This is a genomic window from Mesobacillus subterraneus (assembly GCF_020524355.2).
GTDB lineage: Bacteria > Bacillota > Bacilli > Bacillales > Cytobacillaceae > Mesobacillus > Mesobacillus subterraneus_C.
In genome coordinates, this window is record NZ_CP129019.1 from 2,749,191 (window position 1) to 2,771,232 (window position 22,042).

22 protein-coding genes, 1 pseudogene and 1 riboswitch are annotated in these 22,042 nt (G+C 41.6%); of the genes and pseudogenes, 6 read left to right on the forward strand and 17 right to left on the reverse strand.

What is annotated here, in order from left to right:
- Nucleotides 1–39: 39 nt before the first annotated feature.
- A complete protein-coding gene (locus LC048_RS14350) occupies nucleotides 40–234 on the forward strand; it encodes a hypothetical protein (protein ID WP_226600337.1) in 195 nt (64 codons plus the stop codon).
- Between the two features lie 57 nt (nucleotides 235–291).
- On the opposite strand, the gene LC048_RS14355 is transcribed toward LC048_RS14350, so the two are convergent.
- On the reverse strand, nucleotides 292–807 hold the full coding sequence (locus tag LC048_RS14355; RefSeq protein WP_306047970.1) for a hemerythrin domain-containing protein: 516 nt from the start codon (nucleotides 805–807) through the stop codon (nucleotides 292–294).
- Nucleotides 808–1,035: 228 nt separating this feature from the next.
- Between LC048_RS14355 and LC048_RS14360 the strand changes: the two genes are divergently transcribed.
- The gene (locus LC048_RS14360) at nucleotides 1,036–1,371 is read left to right on the forward strand and encodes a hypothetical protein (protein WP_306047971.1); all 336 of its coding nucleotides are present in this window, start codon (nucleotides 1,036–1,038) and stop codon (nucleotides 1,369–1,371) included.
- Nucleotides 1,372–1,633: 262 nt separating this feature from the next.
- Here the strand turns inward: LC048_RS14360 and LC048_RS14365 are convergent, their stop codons facing one another.
- The 10 genes from LC048_RS14365 to LC048_RS14410 all read right to left on the reverse strand — a co-directional run bounded on the left by LC048_RS14365 (nucleotide 1,634) and on the right by LC048_RS14410 (nucleotide 10,780).
- On the reverse strand, nucleotides 1,634–1,918 hold the full coding sequence (locus LC048_RS14365; protein WP_023615122.1) for a ferredoxin family protein: 285 nt from the start codon (nucleotides 1,916–1,918) through the stop codon (nucleotides 1,634–1,636).
- Complete coding sequence (locus LC048_RS14370; protein ID WP_306047972.1) at nucleotides 1,918–3,213, reverse strand: FAD-dependent oxidoreductase; 1,296 nt, start codon at nucleotides 3,211–3,213, stop codon at nucleotides 1,918–1,920. Before LC048_RS14370 ends, LC048_RS14365 begins: the two co-directional genes overlap by 1 nt.
- Nucleotides 3,206–4,231: an electron transfer flavoprotein subunit alpha/FixB family protein gene (locus LC048_RS14375; RefSeq protein ID WP_226600333.1), complete on the reverse strand. Its 1,026-nt coding sequence runs from the start codon at nucleotides 4,229–4,231 to the stop codon at nucleotides 3,206–3,208. The genes LC048_RS14370 and LC048_RS14375 overlap by 8 nt, the downstream gene beginning before the upstream one ends.
- Nucleotides 4,232–4,257: 26 nt before the next feature.
- A complete protein-coding gene (locus LC048_RS14380) occupies nucleotides 4,258–5,085 on the reverse strand; it encodes an electron transfer flavoprotein subunit beta/FixA family protein (RefSeq protein ID WP_306047973.1) in 828 nt (275 codons plus the stop codon).
- 475 nt (nucleotides 5,086–5,560) lie between these two features.
- Entirely contained in the window at nucleotides 5,561–5,806 is a 246-nt protein-coding gene (locus LC048_RS14385; protein WP_226600331.1) for an aspartyl-phosphate phosphatase Spo0E family protein, read from the reverse strand.
- Between the two features lie 155 nt (nucleotides 5,807–5,961).
- A complete protein-coding gene (locus tag LC048_RS14390) occupies nucleotides 5,962–6,495 on the reverse strand; it encodes a 1,2-dihydroxy-3-keto-5-methylthiopentene dioxygenase (RefSeq protein WP_226600330.1) in 534 nt (177 codons plus the stop codon).
- Between the two features lie 64 nt (nucleotides 6,496–6,559).
- Entirely contained in the window at nucleotides 6,560–7,195 is a 636-nt protein-coding gene (locus LC048_RS14395; protein ID WP_226600329.1) for a methylthioribulose 1-phosphate dehydratase, read from the reverse strand.
- On the reverse strand, nucleotides 7,192–7,854 hold the full coding sequence (locus LC048_RS14400) for a 2-hydroxy-3-keto-5-methylthiopentenyl-1-phosphate phosphatase (RefSeq protein ID WP_226600328.1): 663 nt from the start codon (nucleotides 7,852–7,854) through the stop codon (nucleotides 7,192–7,194). Before LC048_RS14400 ends, LC048_RS14395 begins: the two co-directional genes overlap by 4 nt.
- The gene (gene mtnW, locus LC048_RS14405) at nucleotides 7,851–9,074 is read right to left on the reverse strand and encodes a 2,3-diketo-5-methylthiopentyl-1-phosphate enolase (RefSeq protein ID WP_226600327.1); all 1,224 of its coding nucleotides are present in this window, start codon (nucleotides 9,072–9,074) and stop codon (nucleotides 7,851–7,853) included. The genes LC048_RS14400 and mtnW overlap by 4 nt, the downstream gene beginning before the upstream one ends.
- Before the next feature lie 343 nt (nucleotides 9,075–9,417).
- A riboswitch (SAM riboswitch) is annotated at nucleotides 9,418–9,525 on the reverse strand.
- Nucleotides 9,526–9,604: 79 nt separating this feature from the next.
- A complete protein-coding gene (locus LC048_RS14410; RefSeq protein ID WP_226600326.1) occupies nucleotides 9,605–10,780 on the reverse strand; it encodes a pyridoxal phosphate-dependent aminotransferase in 1,176 nt (391 codons plus the stop codon).
- A gap of 127 nt (nucleotides 10,781–10,907) precedes the next feature.
- On the opposite strand from LC048_RS14410, the gene LC048_RS14415 reads away from it, so the two are divergent.
- Nucleotides 10,908–11,690: a carbon-nitrogen family hydrolase gene (locus tag LC048_RS14415; protein ID WP_226600394.1), complete on the forward strand. Its 783-nt coding sequence runs from the start codon at nucleotides 10,908–10,910 to the stop codon at nucleotides 11,688–11,690.
- Between the two features lie 156 nt (nucleotides 11,691–11,846).
- Here the strand turns inward: LC048_RS14415 and LC048_RS14420 are convergent.
- The 4 genes and pseudogenes from LC048_RS14420 to LC048_RS14435 all read right to left on the reverse strand — a co-directional run bounded on the left by LC048_RS14420 (nucleotide 11,847) and on the right by LC048_RS14435 (nucleotide 17,820).
- Nucleotides 11,847–12,433, reverse strand: a pseudogene (locus LC048_RS14420) (DUF2087 domain-containing protein).
- 166 nt (nucleotides 12,434–12,599) lie between these two features.
- A complete protein-coding gene (locus LC048_RS14425) occupies nucleotides 12,600–14,180 on the reverse strand; it encodes a PAS domain-containing sensor histidine kinase (RefSeq protein WP_226600324.1) in 1,581 nt (526 codons plus the stop codon).
- A 332-nt stretch (nucleotides 14,181–14,512) separates the two neighbouring features.
- Complete coding sequence (locus LC048_RS14430; protein ID WP_306047974.1) at nucleotides 14,513–16,807, reverse strand: transketolase C-terminal domain-containing protein; 2,295 nt, start codon at nucleotides 16,805–16,807, stop codon at nucleotides 14,513–14,515.
- Nucleotides 16,807–17,820 (reverse strand): 2-oxoacid:acceptor oxidoreductase family protein, encoded by a 1,014-nt coding sequence (locus LC048_RS14435; RefSeq protein ID WP_226600322.1) that lies wholly within the window; start codon nucleotides 17,818–17,820, stop codon nucleotides 16,807–16,809. The genes LC048_RS14430 and LC048_RS14435 overlap by 1 nt, the downstream gene beginning before the upstream one ends.
- A 329-nt stretch (nucleotides 17,821–18,149) precedes the next feature.
- On the opposite strand from LC048_RS14435, the gene LC048_RS14440 reads away from it, so the two are divergent.
- Nucleotides 18,150–19,193, forward strand: coding sequence for an acyltransferase family protein (locus LC048_RS14440; protein WP_226600321.1), 1,044 nt, complete (start codon nucleotides 18,150–18,152; stop codon nucleotides 19,191–19,193).
- Nucleotides 19,194–19,439: 246 nt separating this feature from the next.
- On the forward strand, nucleotides 19,440–21,200 hold the full coding sequence (locus LC048_RS14445) for a B12-binding domain-containing radical SAM protein (RefSeq protein WP_226600320.1): 1,761 nt from the start codon (nucleotides 19,440–19,442) through the stop codon (nucleotides 21,198–21,200).
- A gap of 34 nt (nucleotides 21,201–21,234) precedes the next feature.
- On the opposite strand, the gene LC048_RS14450 is transcribed toward LC048_RS14445, so the two are convergent.
- A complete protein-coding gene (locus tag LC048_RS14450; RefSeq protein WP_226600319.1) occupies nucleotides 21,235–21,381 on the reverse strand; it encodes a hypothetical protein in 147 nt (48 codons plus the stop codon).
- The gene (locus tag LC048_RS14455) at nucleotides 21,378–21,539 is read right to left on the reverse strand and encodes a hypothetical protein (RefSeq protein WP_186326636.1); all 162 of its coding nucleotides are present in this window, start codon (nucleotides 21,537–21,539) and stop codon (nucleotides 21,378–21,380) included. The genes LC048_RS14450 and LC048_RS14455 overlap by 4 nt, the downstream gene beginning before the upstream one ends.
- 137 nt (nucleotides 21,540–21,676) lie before the next feature.
- Here LC048_RS14455 and LC048_RS14460 point away from each other — a divergent pair, with 137 nt between their 5' ends.
- Nucleotides 21,677–22,024, forward strand: coding sequence for a DUF3905 domain-containing protein (locus LC048_RS14460; protein ID WP_306047975.1), 348 nt, complete (start codon nucleotides 21,677–21,679; stop codon nucleotides 22,022–22,024).
- The last annotated feature ends 18 nt before the right edge of the window (nucleotides 22,025–22,042 follow it).

Below are 22,042 nucleotides of genomic sequence, written 5' to 3' on the forward strand. Positions count from 1 at the left end.
GAACAAAGAAAATGAGGATAAAAAGAAGGGGAGATCAACATGTCTAAATTTAAGATTAACTATTTTTTTGAAAAAGATTTTAAAGTTTCACGACCAATCGAGGTGGAAAACATTTCAGAAGCCATCCAGGATGCCAAGGATCAAGAAGGCCAGATTGAATTCACAGGTGAGGATCATGTTTTTTATAGATTCGATACGAAAGACATTAAGCTTGTGACGATTACTGAAGCTTAATTTATATACAAAAAGGGTGATGCTGTGATGGCTTCACCCTTTTTAGTTACAATTAAATTAAATTAATTTGATACGCTCTGCCAGCTCCTGCTTTTCTTCCTCGCTGAACATATTCTCAGCCATTGGGAAAAGGATGCTCTCTTCTTTAGCGAAATGGCTCACCAAAGTGTGGTTCGCATTTTTTATCATTTGTGCATTTTCAATCATTTTCTCTCTTGAAAAGCCTGTTGTTCGATCCTTCGTATTGTGTAGGAAGGTTCCAATGAAGCGTTTTGCCTGGTCATGTTCATATTCCATTACAGCAATTGGTCCCATTTCCCTTCCAATATAAATAGCCATCATCTCAAACAATACACCTTCTTCACGCTCCGAATGCGGTTCAAGCTCAACAAGGAACTCGATGACCAATTCCCTAAGCTTCGAAAAATTCTCCTCCATCTGCTCCCCTACCTCAATCTTCATTGAAATATCCAAAAGGTTCGCAAGCATCTCCAGTAGAGGTGGATGTTCATCTTTTAATTGTTGAAGACCCGCACTTAATCTAAAACTTGAATCCTGGTTAATCCCACTCATACACCCTGTCATCCTGATCGGTCTCCTATTTACTTTGATAATTTAATTATAGGAAGCAATCGCAACCGGGGTTGTGACGGGCATCACAATTTCTGTTCATTTGAGAAATTGTGAAGAAAGATTGACACTTTGTTAAACTTTCTAAAAATTTTAACAATTAATCTTCAAATATTATAAATCATTACATATAATGAATTTATAGCTTAAAGTAAAAGGAGTGAATTTACATTGCAAAATAATTTGTATCGCGATTTTTATAAAAAATCACTTATGCCAGCAGGAGTCAGTGACAAGAAAGTCTTCCTTGATCTCCAGGCTGACATGCTGCATACTCATTTACTGATTGGTCTTCAAGACCACCAGGAAGATGGCCGGGAATACTACCATTGGAACGTTACAATATATACTTCAGATTCGTCCGGAGTCTATGATGCTGGAAAACCAGTATATGCTTCAACATTGTATGACCGTTTTGATGAAGCTGTTGAGGCAGCGCGGAATATAGAAAAAGAGATCCTCAGTGACCAGCTTCACGCAGTGCGACCACAAGAAAAAATCAGTTAACTCCCTCATTTATCCCTCTCTTGATAGCTCCACCTTTTTTTGTTCCCATTTGTGAATTAACATACATATGTTGAATATAGCATAATTGTTAGTATCCATTTCTTAAAGGTATTTCCCTTCATCCTATTCAAACAATTCCGTTCATTTGTCGAGCCATATGACGACTTTTCCATAAGCCTGGTTCAATTTCCCGTCATTTTTCCAGACATTCAAAGCAACAAAAAAACCGACGAACAATATGTCCGCCGATTTCTTGTTTCCATTAAGCAAGCCTGAATACGATTCCGTGTCCGCCTTTTGGATATTCCCATTTGATATTCTGATATGGGCAGCCGATGCGGCAGCTGCCGCATTCGTGACAACCTTCATAACCTACCTGCATTCTTTTGCCTTCCCATTTGTATACTTCAGCAGGGCAGAATACCGTACATAGTTTGTCAGGGCACTGAGTCATGCAGACGTCATGGTCCAAAACGGTCAGATGCGATTTGGTGTCACACTTAAACCTTAAAAGAAATTGTTTTTCCTCGATGTTTGTCGTTGACATTATTTCACCGCCTTCCAGGCACGATAGATGTCTTGCATTACCTTAAAGGTTCCCTTTTCAGCTGTCACGCTGCGCATGATTTCTTTTTGTTTTTCTTTCTTCGGTGTGCCATCGACTGTGAAGAACTTGCTCATCGCTTTGTTCATCATTGGCAGGTATTCCTTGAAGTATTGCGGGTACGTCTCAAAGGTGTGTGCTGCATCCTTATATTTTTCAAGGTCCTTAATGATAAAGCTTCCGAATAAGGCCTCCTTATAGCGATTCAGGCTGTTTTCACTGAAGTCTCCATCTTTCTTTGCCTCGACGATCGCTTCCGCCGCCATTTGTCCCGATGCCATCGCCATGTTCGAGCCCTCACGGTGAATCGCATTGACTAGCTGTGCGGCATCTCCTACTACAAGCACACCATTTCCCGCAACTCTCGGCACAGAATTGAATCCTCCTTCAGGAATCAAGTGGGCCAGGTATTCGGCTGATTCCCCTCCCTCTATATAAGGACGGACCATTGGGTGTTTTTTCAGGTAATCGAGCAGCTCATATGGCTTCAATTTCGCTTTGATCATGCTTGAAAGTGTGGTGCCAACACCAATGTTCAAGCTATCTTTGTTTGTATAAAGGAAGGCGGTGCCAAGATTGCCTTGAGTTGAGTCACCAAAAATCTCAATCGTCGTTCCGTGGTTTCCTTCAAGATTGAAGCGGTCATTTATTTTATCCTTCGGCAGATTGATGACTTCCATAACCGTAAGGGCAACTTCATCAGGACGGAATTCCCTATGGAAGCCAAGCTGCTTCGAAAGCAGGGAGTTAACTCCGTCTGCAAGTACGACAACGTCTGCAAATATTTCTCCATCAGGACGATCTGTACGGACGCCTGTAACCTTGCCATTTTCAACAATACATTCAGTAACAACTGTTTCGTTTATCAACAATGCACCTTGCTCGACAGCTTTCTGTGCGAACCATTGGTCAAATTGTGCACGCAGCACTGTAAAGTTATTATATGGTTCAACCGCCCATTCGAGACCTTTATATCCAAACTGGACAACCGATTCTTTATCCATCATCCAGAATCGCTGTTCAACAACCGTCCTTTCAAGAGGAGCTTCCTTCCAAAATTCCGGAATGATGTCTTCCATCTGTTTACGGTAAAGGACTCCACCCATCACGTTCTTTGATCCAGGGTATTCACCGCGCTCGATCAACAATACTTTAAGACCGTTTTTTGCACAGTTGTAGGCACATGAAGTTCCAGCAGGGCCGGCTCCTACGACGATGACATCAAATTTTTCAGACATAGCTCATTTCCCCGCCCTTCTCTTTACTGAGCTCTTTGAACTGTTTGATTAGTTTAGGCACAATTTCCAATGCATCGCCGACAATGCCATATGTAGCTACATCGAAAATCGGCGCGTTCGGATCCTTGTTGATGGCAATGATCAGCTCAGAATTTTTCATTCCCTCAACATGCTGGATTGCCCCTGAAATACCGATGGCGAAATAGATTTTCGGAGTAACGGTCTCGCCTGTCTGGCCTATTTGCTGCTCATGCTTGAGCCATCCCGCTTCGACCACATCCCTCGTACCGCCGACGCTTGCACCAATCACTTCAGCCAGCTCATGGATCAACTGGAATCCCTGGATATCACCTAATCCTTTTCCGCCAGCCACGATGACATGTGCTTCTGCAAGGCTAGCTTTTTTTGTTACGTCCTTCACAATTTCAAGTACTTTTGTGCGCATATCTTCTTCCCGAAGTTCTAACTCTTCTTCTATGATGACTCCCTTCCTGCCTTCATCTGTTTCGAGGGCCTTCATCACTTTAGGGCGTACTGTAGCCATTTGTGGTCTGTGTTTTTTACACAGAATGGTTGCCATTATATTTCCGCCAAAGGCAGGACGGCTTGCCTCCAGCAGCCTTTTCTCAACATCTACATCGAGCATCGTCGTATCAGCTGTTAAACCTGTACTCAAGTCCGTTGCAACAGCACTTGCCAGGTCCTTTCCATTAGGTGTTGCTCCATAAAGGAAGATTTCCGGCTTATATTTTTCAGCCAGCGTACAGACACCCTTCATAAATGACTCTGTCCGATAATCCTTCAGGACCGGATGGTCAACGACATATACTTGGTCTGCACCGGCATAGATTACTTCATTTGCTAAAGGCATGACACCTTCGCCAAGCATAACCCCGGAAAGCGGCACTTCCAGCTTGTCGGCAAGCTTCCTTCCCGCACCAAGTAATTCCAGTGAAACTCCTTCAATCTTCCCTTCATTTACTTCAATGAATACCCAGACTCCCTGGTTTTCTTCCATCCTGCTATTCCCCCTTTTAAATCGCATCAAGAGTTGGCTGTTTTTAATTTCAATAAATCTTTTCTTTCCATTAAAATTCCCATTAGCTGTTCTACTTGAGAATCAGCGTTTCCTTCAATCCTTTTCCCGCCTTCAAGTTTTGGAGGACTGAACATCTTGCCCACAATCGTAGGGGATCCTTTTAATCCGAGCTGAGTCTTGTCAACATCTGCAAGGTCATTGACAGACCAGATGACCGGCTCATATCGTGCAGCATTGATCATATTTGGAAGCGGTGCATATTCTATGTCATTAATCTCTTTTTCAACAGTCAGCAGGCATGGCAGCTGTGATTGCAAGACTTCGTAGCCATCGATTTGCTTACGCTTGATATGAACGTATTTCTCTTTCTTATTAACCTCAGAAACTTCAATAACATTCGTGATTGGCGGTATATCTAGGCGGCGTGCAATTCCGGGCCATACTTGTCCTGTATCACCATCAATCGCATGCTTGCCACAGATGACTAAGTCTATCGGATTATCCTTTGATATTTTTTCAAGCGCTTTGGAGAGTGCATAGCTTGTTGCCAGGGTATCTGCACCTGCAAACGCCCTGTCTGAGATGAGGAATCCCTGGTCAGCGCCTATTTCAACGCTTTTCTTAATAACTGCAACAGCTTGCGGCGGTCCCATTGATAAAACAGAGATCGTTCCACCTGTTTTATTCTTGATTTTGACTGCTTCCTGTACAGCGTGGGCATCATAAGGGTTCAAAATTGCTGGTGCGCTTCGCCTATCCAGAGTATTCGTTTTAGGATTGATTTTGATGATCTTTGTATCGGGCACTTGCTTGACACATACGACAATGTGCATACTCTCTTTTCCCCTCCTCAAAATGAAAAACTATTAACTTGTAAGCGATTACTTTGGCAATGAAAAATAAAATGCTATGTAGTACGATATATGAATCGCATCACAAGCATAGTACCAACAATTAAAAAAGTGGTAAGCAAAATTGTACATTTGAATGGTGAAAAAATGAGGTTAGATCTTGATGAACTTAGAATTGTCTAAAATGGTAGTACGTTGAACTGTACTTAATTGGAGTAAGTCGCATGATGATATAAAAAGCCTATCTATGTTAAAAATAAATAAAATAGAAATTAAAAAATATGATAAATATCACACAAAGCAACATTCAAGTGAAAATTTGAGCAAATTTTCAATGTTTTGATGGAGAGCTGAAAAGAACTAGGGAGAGTTTTTAATCGAAGTTTTCTTATAAAAATATTTCAGCCACTGCCGATTTCCTGGCAGTGGCTAATTTTTACTATAGTGTAGAATGTTTTTATGCATGAGCTAAAATATATTGTTTCTTTGTCATCAGAATCATTTGCCTGAACAAAACTTTTCCTTTTTGCCGCTGTATTTCCGTCTCTTTGCATAAAGTTTGATATTCATAAATTAAACGATCTAGTTCCTGGCTTCGATAGATTGTTTCCTCACTTGTATATCCAGATTCCATTGCAACAGCCACCATCAATTCCCTGGCACGATCAATTTCTTTTAACAAAGCATTTTTCGATTGATACACTTCTATATCTCCTCTACTACTTTAATTCCTTAAATAAATAAAAGTTTACTTGAAGAATTATGGCAAATGCTTGTTTGATTGTAAATAGATTCGCAAAATAAGACAATATTCACCGCGAAAAATTTTTTCTTCGACAATGTTTGCATTCCTGATGATTACTGGCTGACTTTTTCCTCTCCGTAAATTGGAACCCAGCCTTCAGTTGTCACAAAAATCCTTACCGCAACTACCTGGCGATCTTCCTGAAGCGTGAAATAATGACGTGTATTTTCAGGTACAGAAATTAAGTCTCCCGGATTCAGGAAAACCTCAAAAAATTCTCCGTCCTTTCCTTGGATGACAAACACACCATGGCCGCTGACGATGAATCTTACCTCATCATCTGTGTGGTGGTGTTCCTGCTTGAAATTCGCAAGCAGCTGGTCAAGATTCGGTGTATTGTCAGACAGTGAAATGACGTCCTGAGCTTTGTAGCCTCTGCGCGCAGAAATATCTTCAATCTCCACTTTGAAAGCTTCAAGGATTTGCTGCTTATCTTCATCTGATAACAAGAATTTTCCCTGAAGATGAGCTGGAAGCTTATGGATGTGCCACTTTTCATAGATAACTTCCTGTGCGCTCAGAAATGCCTCTACCTGCTGTTCATCAACGATTCTTTCCTGTGTGTTTTGTTTTACGATAAATGCCATATGAATCTCTCCCTTTATATCATGTCTTTTATTTTACTTAATGAAATTGCTCTAAAGTTCCTGATTAAACAACCTTGAACAATTGGAATGGTTTGTGCTCGAGTAATCTTAACTGGTAACGGAATAAAAACTCAGTAGCTTCGAGAATTTTTTTAGCTTCAAAGGCGTTCCTTCCCCAGACTGTGATGCCATGGTTACGAATCAATACTGCCCCAGTGTCTCCTTTTACATGCTCTGTGAATGCTTTAGCAAGGGTTGGAATATGTGAGTAATTCGGAATAATGGGAATTTTGAGGACAGCATCTTCCTCCCAAATATTGAAAGCTTTAATTAATTCCTGACCCTGGAATTGCACCTCGCCCCTGTCTCCATAGACCTCGGAGATGACATTGTTATCAATTGTATGGACATGAAGACTGCATCCAGCGCTTGTCTTATTGTATACCTCAACATGAAGCAGAGTTTCCGCAGAAGGCTTCAAATGTGTTTCCTCCACCGGACGACCAAATTGGTCAACAAGTAAAAATTCTTCATCAGTACGTTTCCGCTTATCTTTTCCGCTTGAAGTCACAAGGAATTGCACTGGGTCGCTGTTCACTTTAATCGCAAGGTTTCCACTCGTTCCCATAAACCAATCACGTTCAGCCAGTTCAGCCTTCACGTCGCCCAATTCTTCCCATTTGGTTTCTAAATAACTCATCCTTTCACCCCTGTCTTAATTTTTAAAGCTTCAATACAGTCATAAAACGTTTCAAAAGATGTATGTGCAACTTCCCATTCTTCACATTTATCTTTTAAGTAATCTCTGGCTAATACGAAATCTGCCTGTTTTGCGGCTTCAAGATCGGTCACCGAATCACCGATGACGATTTTATAAGATCCGCTTTTTTCGAGCTTCCTCATAATTGATGGCTTACAGCATCCGCAATCATTTGAACATTGTTCATCGCAGCTGTTCGGCCATTCAATTTTGATTGTTTTTCCTGAAAAATCAGAACCATTACAGTAAATGCCAGCAATTGGGCCAAATTGTTGAATGATAGGTTCTATGAAAAAATCAATTCCTCCGCTTACGATATATACAGGGATTCCTTCTTCGCTGGCATAATCGAGGAATTCCTGAAAACCGGAGCGAATCCTAGCATTTTTGACGGCAAAATCGATGATTTCTTCCAGCAAGGTGACCGGAAGGAGGGAAAACATTTTCCCTACACCTTCCCTGATCGAAATCGTTCGATCAAGGACTGATTCTTTTATATCGTCCCATCCTTCAGGGCCAAATTGATTCATGATCGCGATGATATTGTCCTTTTCGGTTACGGTTCCGTCGAAGTCACAAAAAATGACTGGATGGGTCATTTCGCCACTACCTCGGCTGAACCCCAAACGCCTAAAGCAATTTTCAACTCTTCAAAATCAAGCGTGCCCTCTTCAAGCGTTTTTCCTTGTAATACGGTTTCAATTGCCTGCCTGAAAGCCTTGCCGCCCCCCTGTGCTCCACCAGGATGACCATGTACGCCTCCGCCGGCATTAATGATTGAATCCACTCCGAAATCTTTTATAAGCAATGGGACCATTCCGGGATGTATACCTGCTGATGGAACCGGGAAAGTCCTGTTAAATTGATCTTCAGCAGTCAGTGCTTCAGCAATGGAGATCGCCTGCTGCTTTTCGAGCGCCACACTTCCATAAGGTGAAGGGAACAGTGAGAAGTCTGCTCCTGCATAGCGGAGTAATTTCCCCAGAAGCAAAGAATATGAAAAGCCATATTCATCAGCTGATGCCAACGCACCGCTGACTGCCGGGTGAGCCATGATTGGTATACCAATTTCTTCATCTTCCCTAAGTTCCTGCAAAACATCTAAACCGTAGGCGAACACATTGAACAACAGCGCATCGGCTCCCAGCTCAGACGCTTTTCGCGCTTTATCCCTAAGCTGTGCAGTCCTTCCTGTCAGGTTTGCAGCATATAAAGTTCTTTGACCAGTAGATTCATAGACTTCATCGAGAACCTGTTTCCCAAGAGTGATCCTCTTTTCAAAAGGAGTAAGTTCATTCTCAAAAAGAATTTCATCATCCTTAATTAAATCGACTCCTCCCAGACTCTGTTCTTTTAGCTGTTTTAACAGAAACTCCATATCACGTCCGATGACACCTTTGAAAATGCTCATAAGCAATGGCCTGTCATAAACGCCAATCTTTTCCCTTATTCCTTCAATCCCATAGCGCGGACCGGGAAATTCTTTCTTTAATTCTTCTCCAAATTCAAGATCTACCAGCTTTACCTTGCCATCAAGCGATAGTTTTCCAAATACCGTTGTGAGGATTGCTGGGAGATCTGGCGAAAAATTAAGGGCAGGATAAGCGATCTTGATTGTCGCCACTGTGTCTGAATTGGTGTTCACGCCAGAACCTTCTACAGAAACAACTCTTCCCTTATGTTTTTTTAATTGTTTTTGGTCCAGTTCAGGTAGATCTGTCCAAGATCCCACTGTCAGCCCAAGCGCGATCCCCTCTGCTTTTTTCTCCGGGTTATGTTTTGCATCATGGACTATGTATGTCGCTGTAATTTCACTCATGTAGATCAATCCTTTCAGTTAGAAAAGCGCAAGCGCCTTGTCCAGCCCCGACAAGCGTTGGAGGGCTGACCAGTGAAGTCGTTCTTTGACTTCATTGAGCGGACCGAAATCGAAAAGTATAGGCGACTGCCCAACTCCGACAAGCGTTGGAGGGCCTGACAGTGAAGTCGCTCTTTGACTTCATTGGCAGGACCGAAACGTCTCGAGGAGTTAGGAGCCGCAGCTAGACAACGATCGAGGGGCTAGGCGCTGGAGCTAGACATTAATATAAGTGCAAAAAAACCATAAAAAAACCATAAAAAAACCTCTTCACAAAGAAGAGGTTAGAAAATACACTAAACTCTTCTCATCTTTCAGCTTTCGCTGCAAGAATTAGCACCGTGCCCAGCTAAATGCTGGATCGGTTGCCGGGCTTCATCGGGCTCGTCCCTCCGCCTGCTCTTGATAAGAAAATAATTTAATCAAGTTATTTAATTGGTTAAAGTAAATTTGTTAATTAGGATTATGTCAGGTTAATAATTCAATGTCAACTATTTTTTGAAAATTCCCAAGCTTTCTATTCTGCTGACAGCTTCTTGCAATCTTGCCTCAGAACTCAGTAAGCCAACCCTCACAAAGCCCTCTCCATGTTCACCAAACCCAACACCTGGAGCAACTGCTATATGTGCTTTTTCAAGTAAAAAATCTGCAAATTCAACCGAAGTGAATTGTTCCGGAACCTTAAGCCAGGCAAAAAACGAACCTTTTGGAGCAGTGACGTGCCAGCCAATATTTTTCAATCCGTCAATAAGGACATTTCTTCTTGATTCGTATAAATCATTCAAATCAGCCACACATTCTTGCGGCCCTAGTAATGCTTCTGCTGCAGCTTCCTGAACAGCACCAAACAAGCTGACATACATATGGTCCTGAAGCAAGTTAATTGCAGCAATCACGCTCTTGTTCCCCGCTGCAAAGCCAACACGCCAACCAGCCATATTATACGTTTTTGAAAGCGTATAAATTTCAATTCCAACCTCTCTGGCACCCTCTGACTGTAAAAAGCTTTGTGGTCTTTTTCCTTCAAAGCCAATCGCTCCATACGCGAAATCATGGACAACACAAATTTCATTTTTTCGGGCCAGCTCGATTGTCTGATCAAAAAATTCCTGATGCGCCACTGCGCCAGTAGGATTATTTGGGTAGTTGAGAAACATCAGTTTTGCTTGTTCCAAATCGTCTGCACTTAATAAGGCATAATCAGGCAGAAACTCATTCTCCTCTTTTAATGGCATTGTCACCATCTTTGCCTTTGCAAGTTCAACTCCAGATATGTAGTCAGGATAGCCGGGGTCAGGAACAAGGATTGTGTCCCCCGGATTCAACAAACATTGAGGAATTTCAACGAGGCCAGCCTTGCCACCAAATAGGATGGCAATTTCTTCTTCTGGGTCAAGATTGACTCCATACTCCCTTTTATAAAAACCTGCTGCAGCTTCTTTTAATGAGCTCAATCCCCTAAACGGCGAATACTTATGATTAGCTGGGTTTTCTCCAGCTTGCTTCAACTTTTCAACGATGTGCTGTGGTGTCGGCTGGTCAGGGTTTCCCTGTCCAAGATTTATAACGTCTGCCCCTTTTTCAGTATATATGCCCACTTTTTGCACGAGTGAAGCAAAAAACTGCTTGGGCAGGCTTTTCAATAAATTTGATTGTGAAAATTCCATTTTCTCACCTGCTTAGAAAATATATTAGTATGTAAAAATTTTAATTTGAAATTCTAGTCACAAATGATATAACGTAAATAGTAACTTGTAAAGATATAATTTTCAGAAAGTATGGCGGTGATGAATGATGAAATATAAAATAGCATGCTTGCAAATGGACATTGTCTTTGGGAATCCTGAGCAAAATTATAAAAAAGCCTCCGAACTGATTGACAAGGCAAATGCTCAAAAACCTGATATCATTGTCCTTCCGGAGCTATGGACTACCGGATATGATCTCGATCAATTAAAAGACACTGCAGAAGAAGAAGCAAAAGAAGCTAAAGTGTTTTTCAAGGATGCAGCTGAGAAATATTCTTCCCACTTTATTGGCGGTTCTGTTGCTAATAAAACCGAAAAAGGCATTGAAAATACACTGCTTGTATTCGACAAAAACGGTGAACAGGCAGGATTGTACAGCAAGCTCCATTTGTTCAAGCTCATGGATGAGCATCTATACCTGGCTGCTGGCAAGGAAAAAGGATTGTTTTCTTTAGATGGCCAAAAATTTGCCGGGCTGATTTGCTATGATATCAGGTTCCCAGAATGGGTCCGTGCCCATGCACTCCAGGGAGTCGAAGCGTTGTTCGTAGTTGCTGAGTGGCCAATCCAGCGCTTAGAACACTGGCGAGCTTTGCTCATCGCCCGTGCAATTGAGAATCAATGCTTTGTGATAGCCTGCAACCGGACCGGCTCAGACCCCAATAATAAATTCGCTGGCCATTCTATGGTCATTGGCCCATGGGGGGACGTGATTGCAGAGGGTGGGGAAGAAGAAGAAATCCTCATAGCAGAAATCGATCTTGGCGAGGTTAAGGAAGCTAGAAGCAAAATTCCTATCTTTACAGATCGAAGGCCTGAATTGTATTGATGTCTATCAAGAATAAAAAGCGCAAGCGCCTCGAGGAGCAAGGCGCTTGAGCTGGATTAAGAAAACTTCATGTAGTTATTAAATTATTTTATATTTTCCTTAACAACAAAAAAACCGCCTAAGACATTGTCTCAGGCGGTTTTGGCTTTATACAAATCATTCCGGTTTTGCCCACATTTCTTCAGGATTCAATTCATAAATCGCATTTTCACGATACATATAATGATTGATGATGAATTCCCTTCTGATTGTCGCATAGTCCTCATGGAACTTCATGATATATTCGTTCAATTCCTTTTCTGGATATTTCTTTCCGGCTTTCAACCCACGGACCATATATTCAAATACCATCAGCTTCTTCTTCCGTTGCGCTGGAATGTTCTTTAATTTTCCGTCTTTTGTAAAGAAATTCTCAATAACCTTTTGTCTTTCAATATTTTGCTCGATCATTGCTTCTACTTCCCCTTCCTTTTTCTCGATCAATTTGTCAAGCGTTTTCGCCTGTTCCTTGATTAATGACTCATTTAAGTGAAAATAAATCGTGTTCTTGTCTCTGCGCTCGAAAATCACATTGATATCCCTTAATTTTTTGATATGATGTGTGATTGTCGGCGGGGTAAGTCCAAGCTTTCCGGCAATTGCCTGGCCATGAAGCGCGGCCCGTTTGCTAGCAAAGCCACTATCCTTATCCTTGTTGGGTCCCCCATTGCCTTATGAAAAGCGACAATTTTATCCAGCTGCATAAAACCACTCCATTTACACTTATTTGATATATATCTAATTAGCTATACGTCTAATATAATACATCGTTCACTATTTTAAAAGGAGGATAAGTAAAAATTTGAAAACATTACACGGTTTTTAATGACTGTTTCATACTTAGCTCTAAAAAAAAACGCCTGATTGAATTTAATCAGACATTTCCCTGGTTAATGGCAGATAAATATGGAATAATGTGCCGTCCCCGACTTTGCTCTCAATTTCAATTGTGCCACCATGTTCTTCAATGATTTTGAAGCTAACCATCAAGCCGAGGCCTGTACCTCTTTCCTTGGTTGTGTAAAAAGGTTCTCCAAGCTTTTTAATCTTTTCAGTGGGAATTCCTTCTCCTTCATCCTGGATGCATATATGTATCCTGTTTCCTGGTGCCTGGCTGACCGTCACACTGATTAAGCCGCCCTTAGGCATTACTTCTATCGCGTTTTTTATAATATTAATAAAGACCTTCTTTAATTGATTCGGTTCACACAGAAGTTTGGGCAAATCATCATCATATAAAGTTTTAATCTCCACATCATGTAGCACAGCCTGCGCAGTAAGAAGGGCCACTGTTTCATTCATTATTTTTGAAATATCGGTAGTCTCATATTTTATTGACTGAGGTTTGGCCAAAATGAGAAACTCGTTGATGATCGAATCGATTCTTTGGAGTTCAGTCTTGATTACCTGAAAATATAGTGTATAAGCATCGCCTGTACTATTTTCGAGCAGTTGGATGAACCCTTTTAGCGCAGTCATTGGATTGCGGATTTCATGGGCAATACCCGCTGCCAGCTCACCCAGCATATTAAGCGTATCTGATTTATGCAGCTGAGCTTCCATATCTATTTTTTCAGTGATATTCCTGAAAACAATAAGATTCAAGTTTTCGACCAATTGGTGCTTGACAGAGTATTCAAAGTGCTTCTTCCTGCCTTCTTCATATGGAATGGTAATTCTTCCATCTAGTCTTCCTTTGCGAGGAAGTGCTTGCACTTTTGCATCAATAAATTCTTCAGAAAGTCCAAGATCTATGAAAAGCTTGCGAAAGTTTTTCTTATCCAGGTCTTCTGGCGTTAATTCTAGTTTTGCCATTCCAGAGGGATTAATTTCATAGTGTTTGCAATTTTTATCCCAAAGTATCATTCCCTCAATCGACCCCTCAAAAATCCTCCTAAATCGCTCCTCGCTTCTCCTAAGCTTTTGTTCCATATGGTAACGCTCACTTGCGTCCCGAACTATAGTCATATGATAGCCATCGCCCGTATTGAGCTTAACAGTAAATTCCAGAAGTTTCGTTTCTCCATTTGGCAGCAGAAAGAACGCTTCATCGCGCAGCGCACCTTTTTCATTAATCAGTTGTTTCATCTCACTATATTTCTCATCATTTTGATATATTAGGTCTGAAATTTTAAGCTTTAACATCTCTTCTTGAGCGAGCCCGAAAATCTTGCAGGTTGCTTCGTTAACAGCAATGATTTGTCCACACTTGCCCCAAAACACAATGCCATCCAGTGTTTCGAGGAAGAAGTTTTTTAACAAGCCTTCGTCCTCAATGAACCTTGCTTCAAAACTTGCTGCTGGACCAGCTGGGATCATTTGAACAAAACAGTCAGTGGCTACCCTCTGCTGCTTATGCTTCCACTCTTTTAAAGAGGAATTTTCTCGTTCTAAAGCGGCTATTTTCTCTTTCAGTGCCTTAATCTCATCTGCAATGTTAGCACTACTCACCAGAAAGCCTCCTTGTCGGATTCCCATTTTTCTAGTAATTTCTACATAATAGGTAAGAATCCCTCTAAAAACGGGATTATTTTCCTGAAGAACTGCTAAATTTCCAATTGAAATTAACCTTATGTGGAGCTACTATGCTACAATCGGGATCCTTCCTGGCGAATGGTACCCTTATGGCGACCCCAATAGCTGCATAAAAGGGTCTCTCTTTTCACGAATGGTACCATTATAGCCTATCAATCAGTTGCAAAAGGGTACCTTTCATAAGGTGGATACAGCTATCTCTTACAAGTTTATATGAAAAGAAGCCAGGTTTCCCTGGCTTCTCTGTTTTAAAGATATTCGTTTTCGTGCTTAGCCTTCAGGCGCTGCCACCTTTTTTCAACTTCTTCTTCAAACTCCACGAGCATACCTTTATTTTCTTCTGTTAACAGATGCTTGGTTTTACCCATATATTTCAACCAATCTGCCAATTGAATCTTCTTGTTTTTCGCTTCTGGATCGTAAGTGATATTAGTGACACCTTGCTCCACTTCGTATAACGGGAAGAAATTCGAATTCACAGCGGCCTCGACAATTGTCTGGCCAAAGCGGTCTTCCGATTTCCAGTTGAGCGGGCAAGTTATCAAAAGCTTCCCGTATACAGTTCCTACATTTTGCGCATACCACTGTGCTTTCGCCGCCTTTTTAACAAGGTCCTGCGGGAATGCTTCTGTTCCTGTGAATACATAAGGAATATTGGTTGAAGCCATGATTTGGGCTGTATCCTTATGGTGGAACGCTTTACCCTTTTGTGCCTTGCCGACGTTTGATGTACTAGTCATGTGGCTAAAAGGAGTGGAGTATGAAAGTTGGGAACCTGTATTCATATACCCCTCGTTATCGTACTCAAGCATAATTAGCTTGTGTCCGCGAAGTGCAGTGCCGATTGCCGATCCCATGCCGATGTCCATACCTCCATCACCGGTCACCATTACGAAGGTAGCATCTGCTGACACTTCGATTTCACCGCGGCGCTTTAGTTCAAGGAATGCCTCAAGTGTTCCGGATAGTGTTGCCGCACCGTTCTGGAACAGGTTATGGATCGTCGTCTGCTTATGGGATGTATGCGGATACGCTGTTGTCACGACGTAAGCACAGCCCGTTTGGAAAAGAATGACGAGATCTCCTTCAATCCCTTTAAAGAATAGTTCCAGACCGCCGAAGATTCCGCAGCCTGGACATGCTCCATGGACTGATGCAATCCGTTTCGGCTTGGACGTCAAAGCTCTTAGTGGAGGGATTTTGACATTCAGTTTATTCTTTTCTTCATCTCTTGTTACCTGGATAAGTCCTGAATTATAGACATTCCCATGCTGTGGTTCAATGACCTGCTTCAATGCTTTTCCTGGATCACCGGCAACATGTCCATAGTAGTCGAATGGCTTTTCTGCGTATCCTTTTTCCATAGCGTCAATCGCCATGCTGAAAAACGCTTCGGCATCATCTGCATAGAAATCTTTGCCGCCAAGTCCAAACACCCTGCTTTGGACGATAGTTACATTGTTTCTGTCTTCCTGCAGCGCGGACTTAATTTCATGTGTCAGGTTAGGCCCATGTCCGCCGTAGGAATCAGCACGCTCACCGACGAGAAGTGATTTGACATTCTTCAGTGCTTCCCTGATTTCCTGTGCAGGGAATGGTCTGATGATATTAGGGCTGATGACACCAGCCTTGATTCCTTTCTCACGAAGCCTGTCTACAACATCCTTGGCAGACTCTGCCGCAGAGTTCAAAAGGAACAAAGCTACGTCAGCATCTTCCATTTGATAAAGATCAAGAATTTCATAGTTCCGTCCTGATAGTTTCGCGTATTCTGCAGCCACTTCTTTATAAACATCTTTCGCTTTGTACATCGCTTCTGATTGCTGGAAGTGGTTGTTCATCAAGTCGTCGCCATTCATATGCGCTCCGATTGTCAACGGTTTCTTTGGATCTCTGGCGAAATTGTACTCTGTCGGCGCCTCGCCAACAAATCTCTGGACTACAGCCCGATCCTTGAAAAAGTTCACTTTGCGCTTTTGGTGGGATGTAAAGAAACCATCATAAGCGACCATGACCGGAAGGCGTACTTCTGAGTGCTCGGCAATTTTCAGCGCCATAATATTCATATCGTAAACAGCCTGTGGTGTCCTGGCAGTTAGGATTACCCAACCCGTATTAAGCGCAAAATACAAATCTGAATGGTCTCCGCGGATATCCAACGGACCACTGATGGAACGAGTTACCAGGTTCAAGACCATTGGATAACGTGTACCAGATTGAACCGGAAGCTGCTCAAGCATATACATTAACCCGTTTGCGCTTGTTGCGTTGAACACGCGGGCTCCCGTTGCTGCAGCACCATAACAGATTCCCGCGGAACCATGTTCACCATCAGCAGGAATCAATTTAATATCATGCTCCCCTCTGGATTTCATCATATCCAGGTATTGAGCAACTTCTGTTGAAGGGGTAATCGGAAAATAGCCCATGATATGATAGTTAATCTGAGCTGCAGCCATTGCCGCCATTTCATTTCCCGATTCAAAGGTTGTCACCTGTTCTGCTGTACTCATTGCCTTTACATTTTCTTCAAGAACGGACATTAAGAAACCCCTCCAGTCACATAAGGATAGTTATGTTTTACTTGGTTCTCCTCAGCATAGCCGATCATTTCTCTCAGCTCGCTCAAGGCATTAGTTGGACATGCTTCAACACACTTCAGGCAGCCTTTGCAATATTGATAATCAATGCCCTTAAGGAACATTTGTTTTCTGCCGCGTTTGTCCTCTCCTTCTTCCCATACAAAACAGTAATCGGGGCATGCAGTATCACAAGCAGCGCAGTTGATGCATTCCTGCTGATTGAATTGCGGGAGGAATCCCTGTCTGGAACCACTCAAGTCTTTGAGAATACTATTTGCCTGAGCTGTAATCACTCCGCCAATCTCCTGCGTTTCATAGCCAAGAAGCGGCATTGGACGCTGGAATTCTTTGCCCATTGCTCCTTCTTCTGGAGCGTACGTTTTGAACTGAACATCATTGTAGCCTCTCTCGAACGTTCTGATGTTCGGCTCAACTAAATGAGGATATTTCTTTTCGAAAGTCTTGCGAATAACATTTTTCATCGCTTCTGGGTCAAGGAAATCTATGATGCGGTATAATGCTCCAAGCATCGCTGTATTTACTTTTGTTTTCTCCTCGACGGCGATCGATAGCGCGTCAACTATTGCCAGTGTTCCATGCTCTAAATGAAGATCGTTTTTTATGTCGTCAAAATCTCTAGTCGAATTCACCAGAAGGATTCCGTCTGGGCGCAACCCGCTGACTACATCGACCATTTTATAAAGTGCCTCATGGAATACACCGACCACATGCGGCTCTTCTATCGGACTGTGGACCCTGATCTCAGTTTCAGGTTCACAGAAACGGACAAAACTTTTCACCGGTGATCCTTTTTTCTCCGATCCATAAGAAGAAAAGTTGGAACCGTTCAAACCAAGACCGAGGACACCTGCTTCCGCAAGCATCTTTCCTGCAAGGTTTGCACCAAGCCCTCCAATTGATTCAAGCCTTATCTCATAAAACCCTAATTCATTCTTTTTCGGTAAGATAGACATAATCTCCCTCCCCAATTTGGTTGTAAAGGTAACTGACTTTAAAACATTCCCCACTAACAATTTTATAGAATTTACAATTATTAAGCTGTGACATATATCAAACATTTGGACTTATTTATTGAAACACACCCAAAAATATAGAGCTGAAGCCGTATGTTATAATGAAAAACTTTTATATAACAGAGATAAAATTGTAATAGTACAGAAATGATTATTCCTGATTTAGGATTATATTCCTTAATTTTGAGCAATTAACCTAGTTTGTAATTATCCTAGCCGGGGTAAAAGAGGGTTAGTATTTTGGGGGGTCTCTAATTAAGGGAGGAACTATGAAACAACGAGATTACTACTTTGACAATGCTAAGTTCATCTTGATTTTTTTCGTCGTATTTGGCCATCTTTTGCGCTCGTTCATTGAAGACAATGAAACGATTTATAATGTTTATAAAGTCATTTATACATTCCATATGCCGGCCTTTATCCTAGTTTCTGGATTTTTTGCTAGAGGCTTCAATCAAAAAGGCTATGTAATGAAAATTGCCAAGAAGTTAATACTGCCATATTTTATTTTTCAGCTGATCTATTCTATTTTCTATTATTTCCTTTACAGCAAATCGACTTTTACGATGGATCCGCTTAACCCGCATTGGTCTTTATGGTTTTTAATCAGTTTATTCTGCTGGAACATCATGCTGATCGGTTTCTCAAAAATTAATGCACCCATTGGACTGCTGATTGCTTTTGGATTAGGTTTAGGTGTCGGATATATTGATTGGATCTCCAACTACTTGAGTCTTTCAAGGACCTTTGTCTTCTTTCCATTGTTCCTGTTTGGGTACCATTTGACAAAGGAACATATTAAAACACTGACAAGGCCAGCTTTCAAAGTTGGAGCACTTGTAGCTTTCGCCATCGTATTTTTAGGATTTTATTTCAATCCAGATATCGACTATAAATGGCTTCTTGGTTCCAAACCTTACTCATTGATGGAAGCAGCTTCGTTATCAAGCATGTTCACACGACTAGGCTTTTACTTATTAAGCTTGCTGATGGTGTTCAGCTTCTTGACAATCGTGCCGAAGAAGCAATATTTCTTTACAGACCTCGGAAAAAATACATTGTACGTATATCTGCTTCACGGTTTTTTTGTACGAACCTTCCGCGAAAGCGAAGTTCAGCACTTCTTCCATAGTCCTGAACGCATCCTTTTGCTGGCAGTCATCGCACTGCTCTTGACTTTCCTGTTGTCCAGCAAGTATGCAGCAGCATTAGCACAACCACTGATCGAGTTTAAAACTTCAAGAATCAACCGCCTTAAAACCCGGTTTGCGGCGATCCTGAGATTTTATAGAAGGAAGCTATTGAGTAATTAGAAAAATAAAATTGTAGAGAAAAAAGAGACTGTTTACAGGTATACAAGATTACCACAGTCTCTTTTTTCTATGCCTTCTATTAAATCGCTCTCTCCATGCTGATTGGAGCTGAAGTCCCGAAGACTCCTCCGGAAATGCTGAACCCTTTTCATCACCTTCAAATGCATTCAACCTGTCTTTTTTGACCAAACTGAGATATAATTATAAGTTGATTTGCTGCTGGATTTTTATAAAGGAGATTTTTTAATGAATATTGTTTTAACAACGCTTAACGCGAAATATATACACACAAACCTTGCGATCAGGTACCTTAAGGCATATGCCCAGCCTGAGTATGATGTAAATCTGGTCGAGTACACAATCAAAGACCCTGTTATCAACATTGTCTCAGATTTAATTCAAAAGCAGCCTGATGTCATTGGATTCAGCTGCTATATTTGGAACATTGAAGAAACTATCAAAGTCATTAAGATGATCAAAAAAATCAACCCTGCGATTCAAATTATTGCAGGGGGGCCAGAGGTTACGTATGACGTTCAGGATTGGATGAAAGAAGTTGCAGAGTTTGACTTCATCGTCATCGGTGAGGGTGAACAGACATTCAAGCAGCTTCTTTCAGCACTGGCTTCCGGAGACGGTTTTACAGAGGTTCCTGGAATTGCTTATCGAAAAGACGAGAACATCTTAATGAATGCTCAACAAAATAAACTGGATTTAAAAGAACTTCCCTCTCCTTATCGTTTTGAAGAAGATCTCCCGCATCTTGCAAAAAGGGTAACTTATCTCGAAACAAGCCGCGGCTGTCCTTTCAGCTGCCAGTTTTGTCTTTCCTCCATTGAAGTCGGAGTCCGCTACTTCGACAGGGAAAAAATCAAGGATGATATCCGTTATTTAATGGCAAATGGTGCGAAGACAATTAAATTCGTCGACAGGACATTCAATATTAGTCGAAGCTATGCTATGGAAATGTTCCGGTTCCTAATTGATGAGCATCTTCCTGGGACTGTGTTCCAATTCGAAATCACGGCTGATATTATGCGTCCTGAGGTCATCGAATTCTTGAACCAGGAAGCCCCTGCAGGATTATTCCGTTTTGAAATTGGCGTTCAGTCGACTAATGATTATACAAATGAATTGGTGATGAGAAAACAGAATTTCGAAAAGTTAAAGCGCACTGTGACGATGGTCAAGGAAGGCTCCAAGATTGACCAGCACCTTGACTTAATTGCTGGTTTACCCGAAGAAGATTACCACTCGTTCAAAAAAACATTTAATGATGTGTTTGCAATGCGGCCCGAAGAATTGCAGCTTGGCTTCCTGAAGATGCTGAGAGGGACGGGTTTGAGGCTGCGGGCTGAGCAGCATAATTATGTTTATATGGATCATTCACCATATGAAATCCTCGGGAATAATGTCCTTGATTTCAATGACATCATCAAAATCAAGCAGGTGGAAGATGTACTTGAAAAATATTGGAATGACCACCGGATGGATCTTACCGTTGAATATCTTGTTACCAAAGTTTTCCCTTCACCATTTGATTTCTTCCAGGATTTCGGCTCTTATTGGGAGACAAGAGGATGGTCACGGATTGGCCATCAGCTCGAAGACCTGTTCAAAAGACTGTTCCATTTTCTTCAGGAAAAAGGCGTGGACAACTTAGCAGCGATTGAGAGCTTGATGAAGTATGATTACCTTGCAAGCATGAAACATAAGCCACGCAAGCCTTGGTGGGAACTGCGCCTGGACAAGCAGGAGCGATCTGAGTTGTACCGTGGTATCATTCAGAACCCAGATGTCCTTGGCGATAAGTTCCTCGAATTAAATATCAGTGAAAAAGATTTATATAAGCATACTCTGCTTGAGGATATCTCGATTGACCTCGAAAAGTTTATTGAAAATGGAGAAATTGAGTACTCCCCTTCATACATGCTTGTTTATTTTGATTCAAAATTGGATCATCCACAATTTTTCACTTTTAAAGGGCAAGATGGAAAGCCGGCTTAATACAGCCGGCTTTTCATTTTGACTCAAACCCTTATTATTTACAGTCTTTATTTGCTTTGCGTTTCGCCTTTTTTCCAGCAAAAGGTATATCATATAACTTCCCTGCATTAATGTCTCCAAACTCCATGCCGAACTCAACGTTCATTGGCTTCTGATGCCGACCTTCATGTTTTTTCATCATGCTCTTCCTTTCCTGCCCTGCTTTGAATTTCTGTTTGCAAATTTGCCTGGGTCTTCCCCATGAGCAAACTCCGCAGAAAATTCGCTTTCCTGAAGATTCTTCTTAGGTGTATTTGTATATTTAGCCACAGCATTTCTTTCTGCCTTCCGTTTAGCCATTCTAACCACCTCCATACTACTATTTTTTTCAATCACGGATTTGCTATGTACTGATTTGATTACCTAATTTTACAAAAGGAACTACCTAATAAAATACGGCATAAGACAAAAAATAAGCTCAAAAAGGAGGAGCTGAAATGGTAAAAAAAGACCGGGAGCTAAAAGCATTGGATATAGAGGAAACTTTGCCTCATCAAATCAATGCTCCAAGCTTTAAAGATACAGGAATCGAAATGGAAGCTCCATTCAAGAATGAGCATGGAGTCATCATTGGAGACAGTCTTTACGCATCTGAAAACTCACCGCTTGAAAACTGGACTGATGAGACGGACCCAGCAATCATGGCTGGCGATGAATGGGTGCACCCTACGAATGATATAGGATGGAACACATCGGAAAACAGGGATCTTCTTGAGGAAAAGCGAAAACCGCAGTCCTATCCTTTCATGCACCCTACTAAAGATGTCAGCAAAGACCAGGATTAAGATAACCGAAACAATATT

Coding starts and splice junctions, on each gene's coding strand:
- LC048_RS14355 (WP_306047970.1), bottom strand. CDS start 807: ATGAGTGGGATTAACCAGGATTCAAGTTTTAGATTAAGTGCGGGTCTT.
- LC048_RS14390 (WP_226600330.1), bottom strand. CDS start 6,495: ATGGCATTTATCGTAAAACAAAACACACAGGAAAGAATCGTTGATGAA.
- LC048_RS14400 (WP_226600328.1), bottom strand. CDS start 7,854: ATGACCCATCCAGTCATTTTTTGTGACTTCGACGGAACCGTAACCGAA.
- LC048_RS14395 (WP_226600329.1), bottom strand. CDS start 7,195: ATGAGTTATTTAGAAACCAAATGGGAAGAATTGGGCGACGTGAAGGCT.
- LC048_RS14375 (WP_226600333.1), bottom strand. CDS start 4,231: ATGGAAGAAAACCAGGGAGTCTGGGTATTCATTGAAGTAAATGAAGGG.
- LC048_RS14380 (WP_306047973.1), bottom strand. CDS start 5,085: ATGCACATTGTCGTATGTGTCAAGCAAGTGCCCGATACAAAGATCATC.
- LC048_RS14460 (WP_306047975.1), top strand. CDS start 21,677: ATGGTAAAAAAAGACCGGGAGCTAAAAGCATTGGATATAGAGGAAACT.
- LC048_RS14455 (WP_186326636.1), bottom strand. CDS start 21,539: ATGGCTAAACGGAAGGCAGAAAGAAATGCTGTGGCTAAATATACAAAT.
- LC048_RS14430 (WP_306047974.1), bottom strand. CDS start 16,807: ATGTCCGTTCTTGAAGAAAATGTAAAGGCAATGAGTACAGCAGAACAG.
- LC048_RS14415 (WP_226600394.1), top strand. CDS start 10,908: ATGAAATATAAAATAGCATGCTTGCAAATGGACATTGTCTTTGGGAAT.
- LC048_RS14440 (WP_226600321.1), top strand. CDS start 18,150: ATGAAACAACGAGATTACTACTTTGACAATGCTAAGTTCATCTTGATT.
- LC048_RS14370 (WP_306047972.1), bottom strand. CDS start 3,213: ATGTCTGAAAAATTTGATGTCATCGTCGTAGGAGCCGGCCCTGCTGGA.
- LC048_RS14445 (WP_226600320.1), top strand. CDS start 19,440: ATGAATATTGTTTTAACAACGCTTAACGCGAAATATATACACACAAAC.
- LC048_RS14365 (WP_023615122.1), bottom strand. CDS start 1,918: ATGTCAACGACAAACATCGAGGAAAAACAATTTCTTTTAAGGTTTAAG.
- LC048_RS14450 (WP_226600319.1), bottom strand. CDS start 21,381: ATGATGAAAAAACATGAAGGTCGGCATCAGAAGCCAATGAACGTTGAG.
- LC048_RS14435 (WP_226600322.1), bottom strand. CDS start 17,820: ATGTCTATCTTACCGAAAAAGAATGAATTAGGGTTTTATGAGATAAGG.
- LC048_RS14350 (WP_226600337.1), top strand. CDS start 40: ATGTCTAAATTTAAGATTAACTATTTTTTTGAAAAAGATTTTAAAGTT.
- mtnW (WP_226600327.1), bottom strand. CDS start 9,074: ATGAGTGAAATTACAGCGACATACATAGTCCATGATGCAAAACATAAC.
- LC048_RS14410 (WP_226600326.1), bottom strand. CDS start 10,780: ATGGAATTTTCACAATCAAATTTATTGAAAAGCCTGCCCAAGCAGTTT.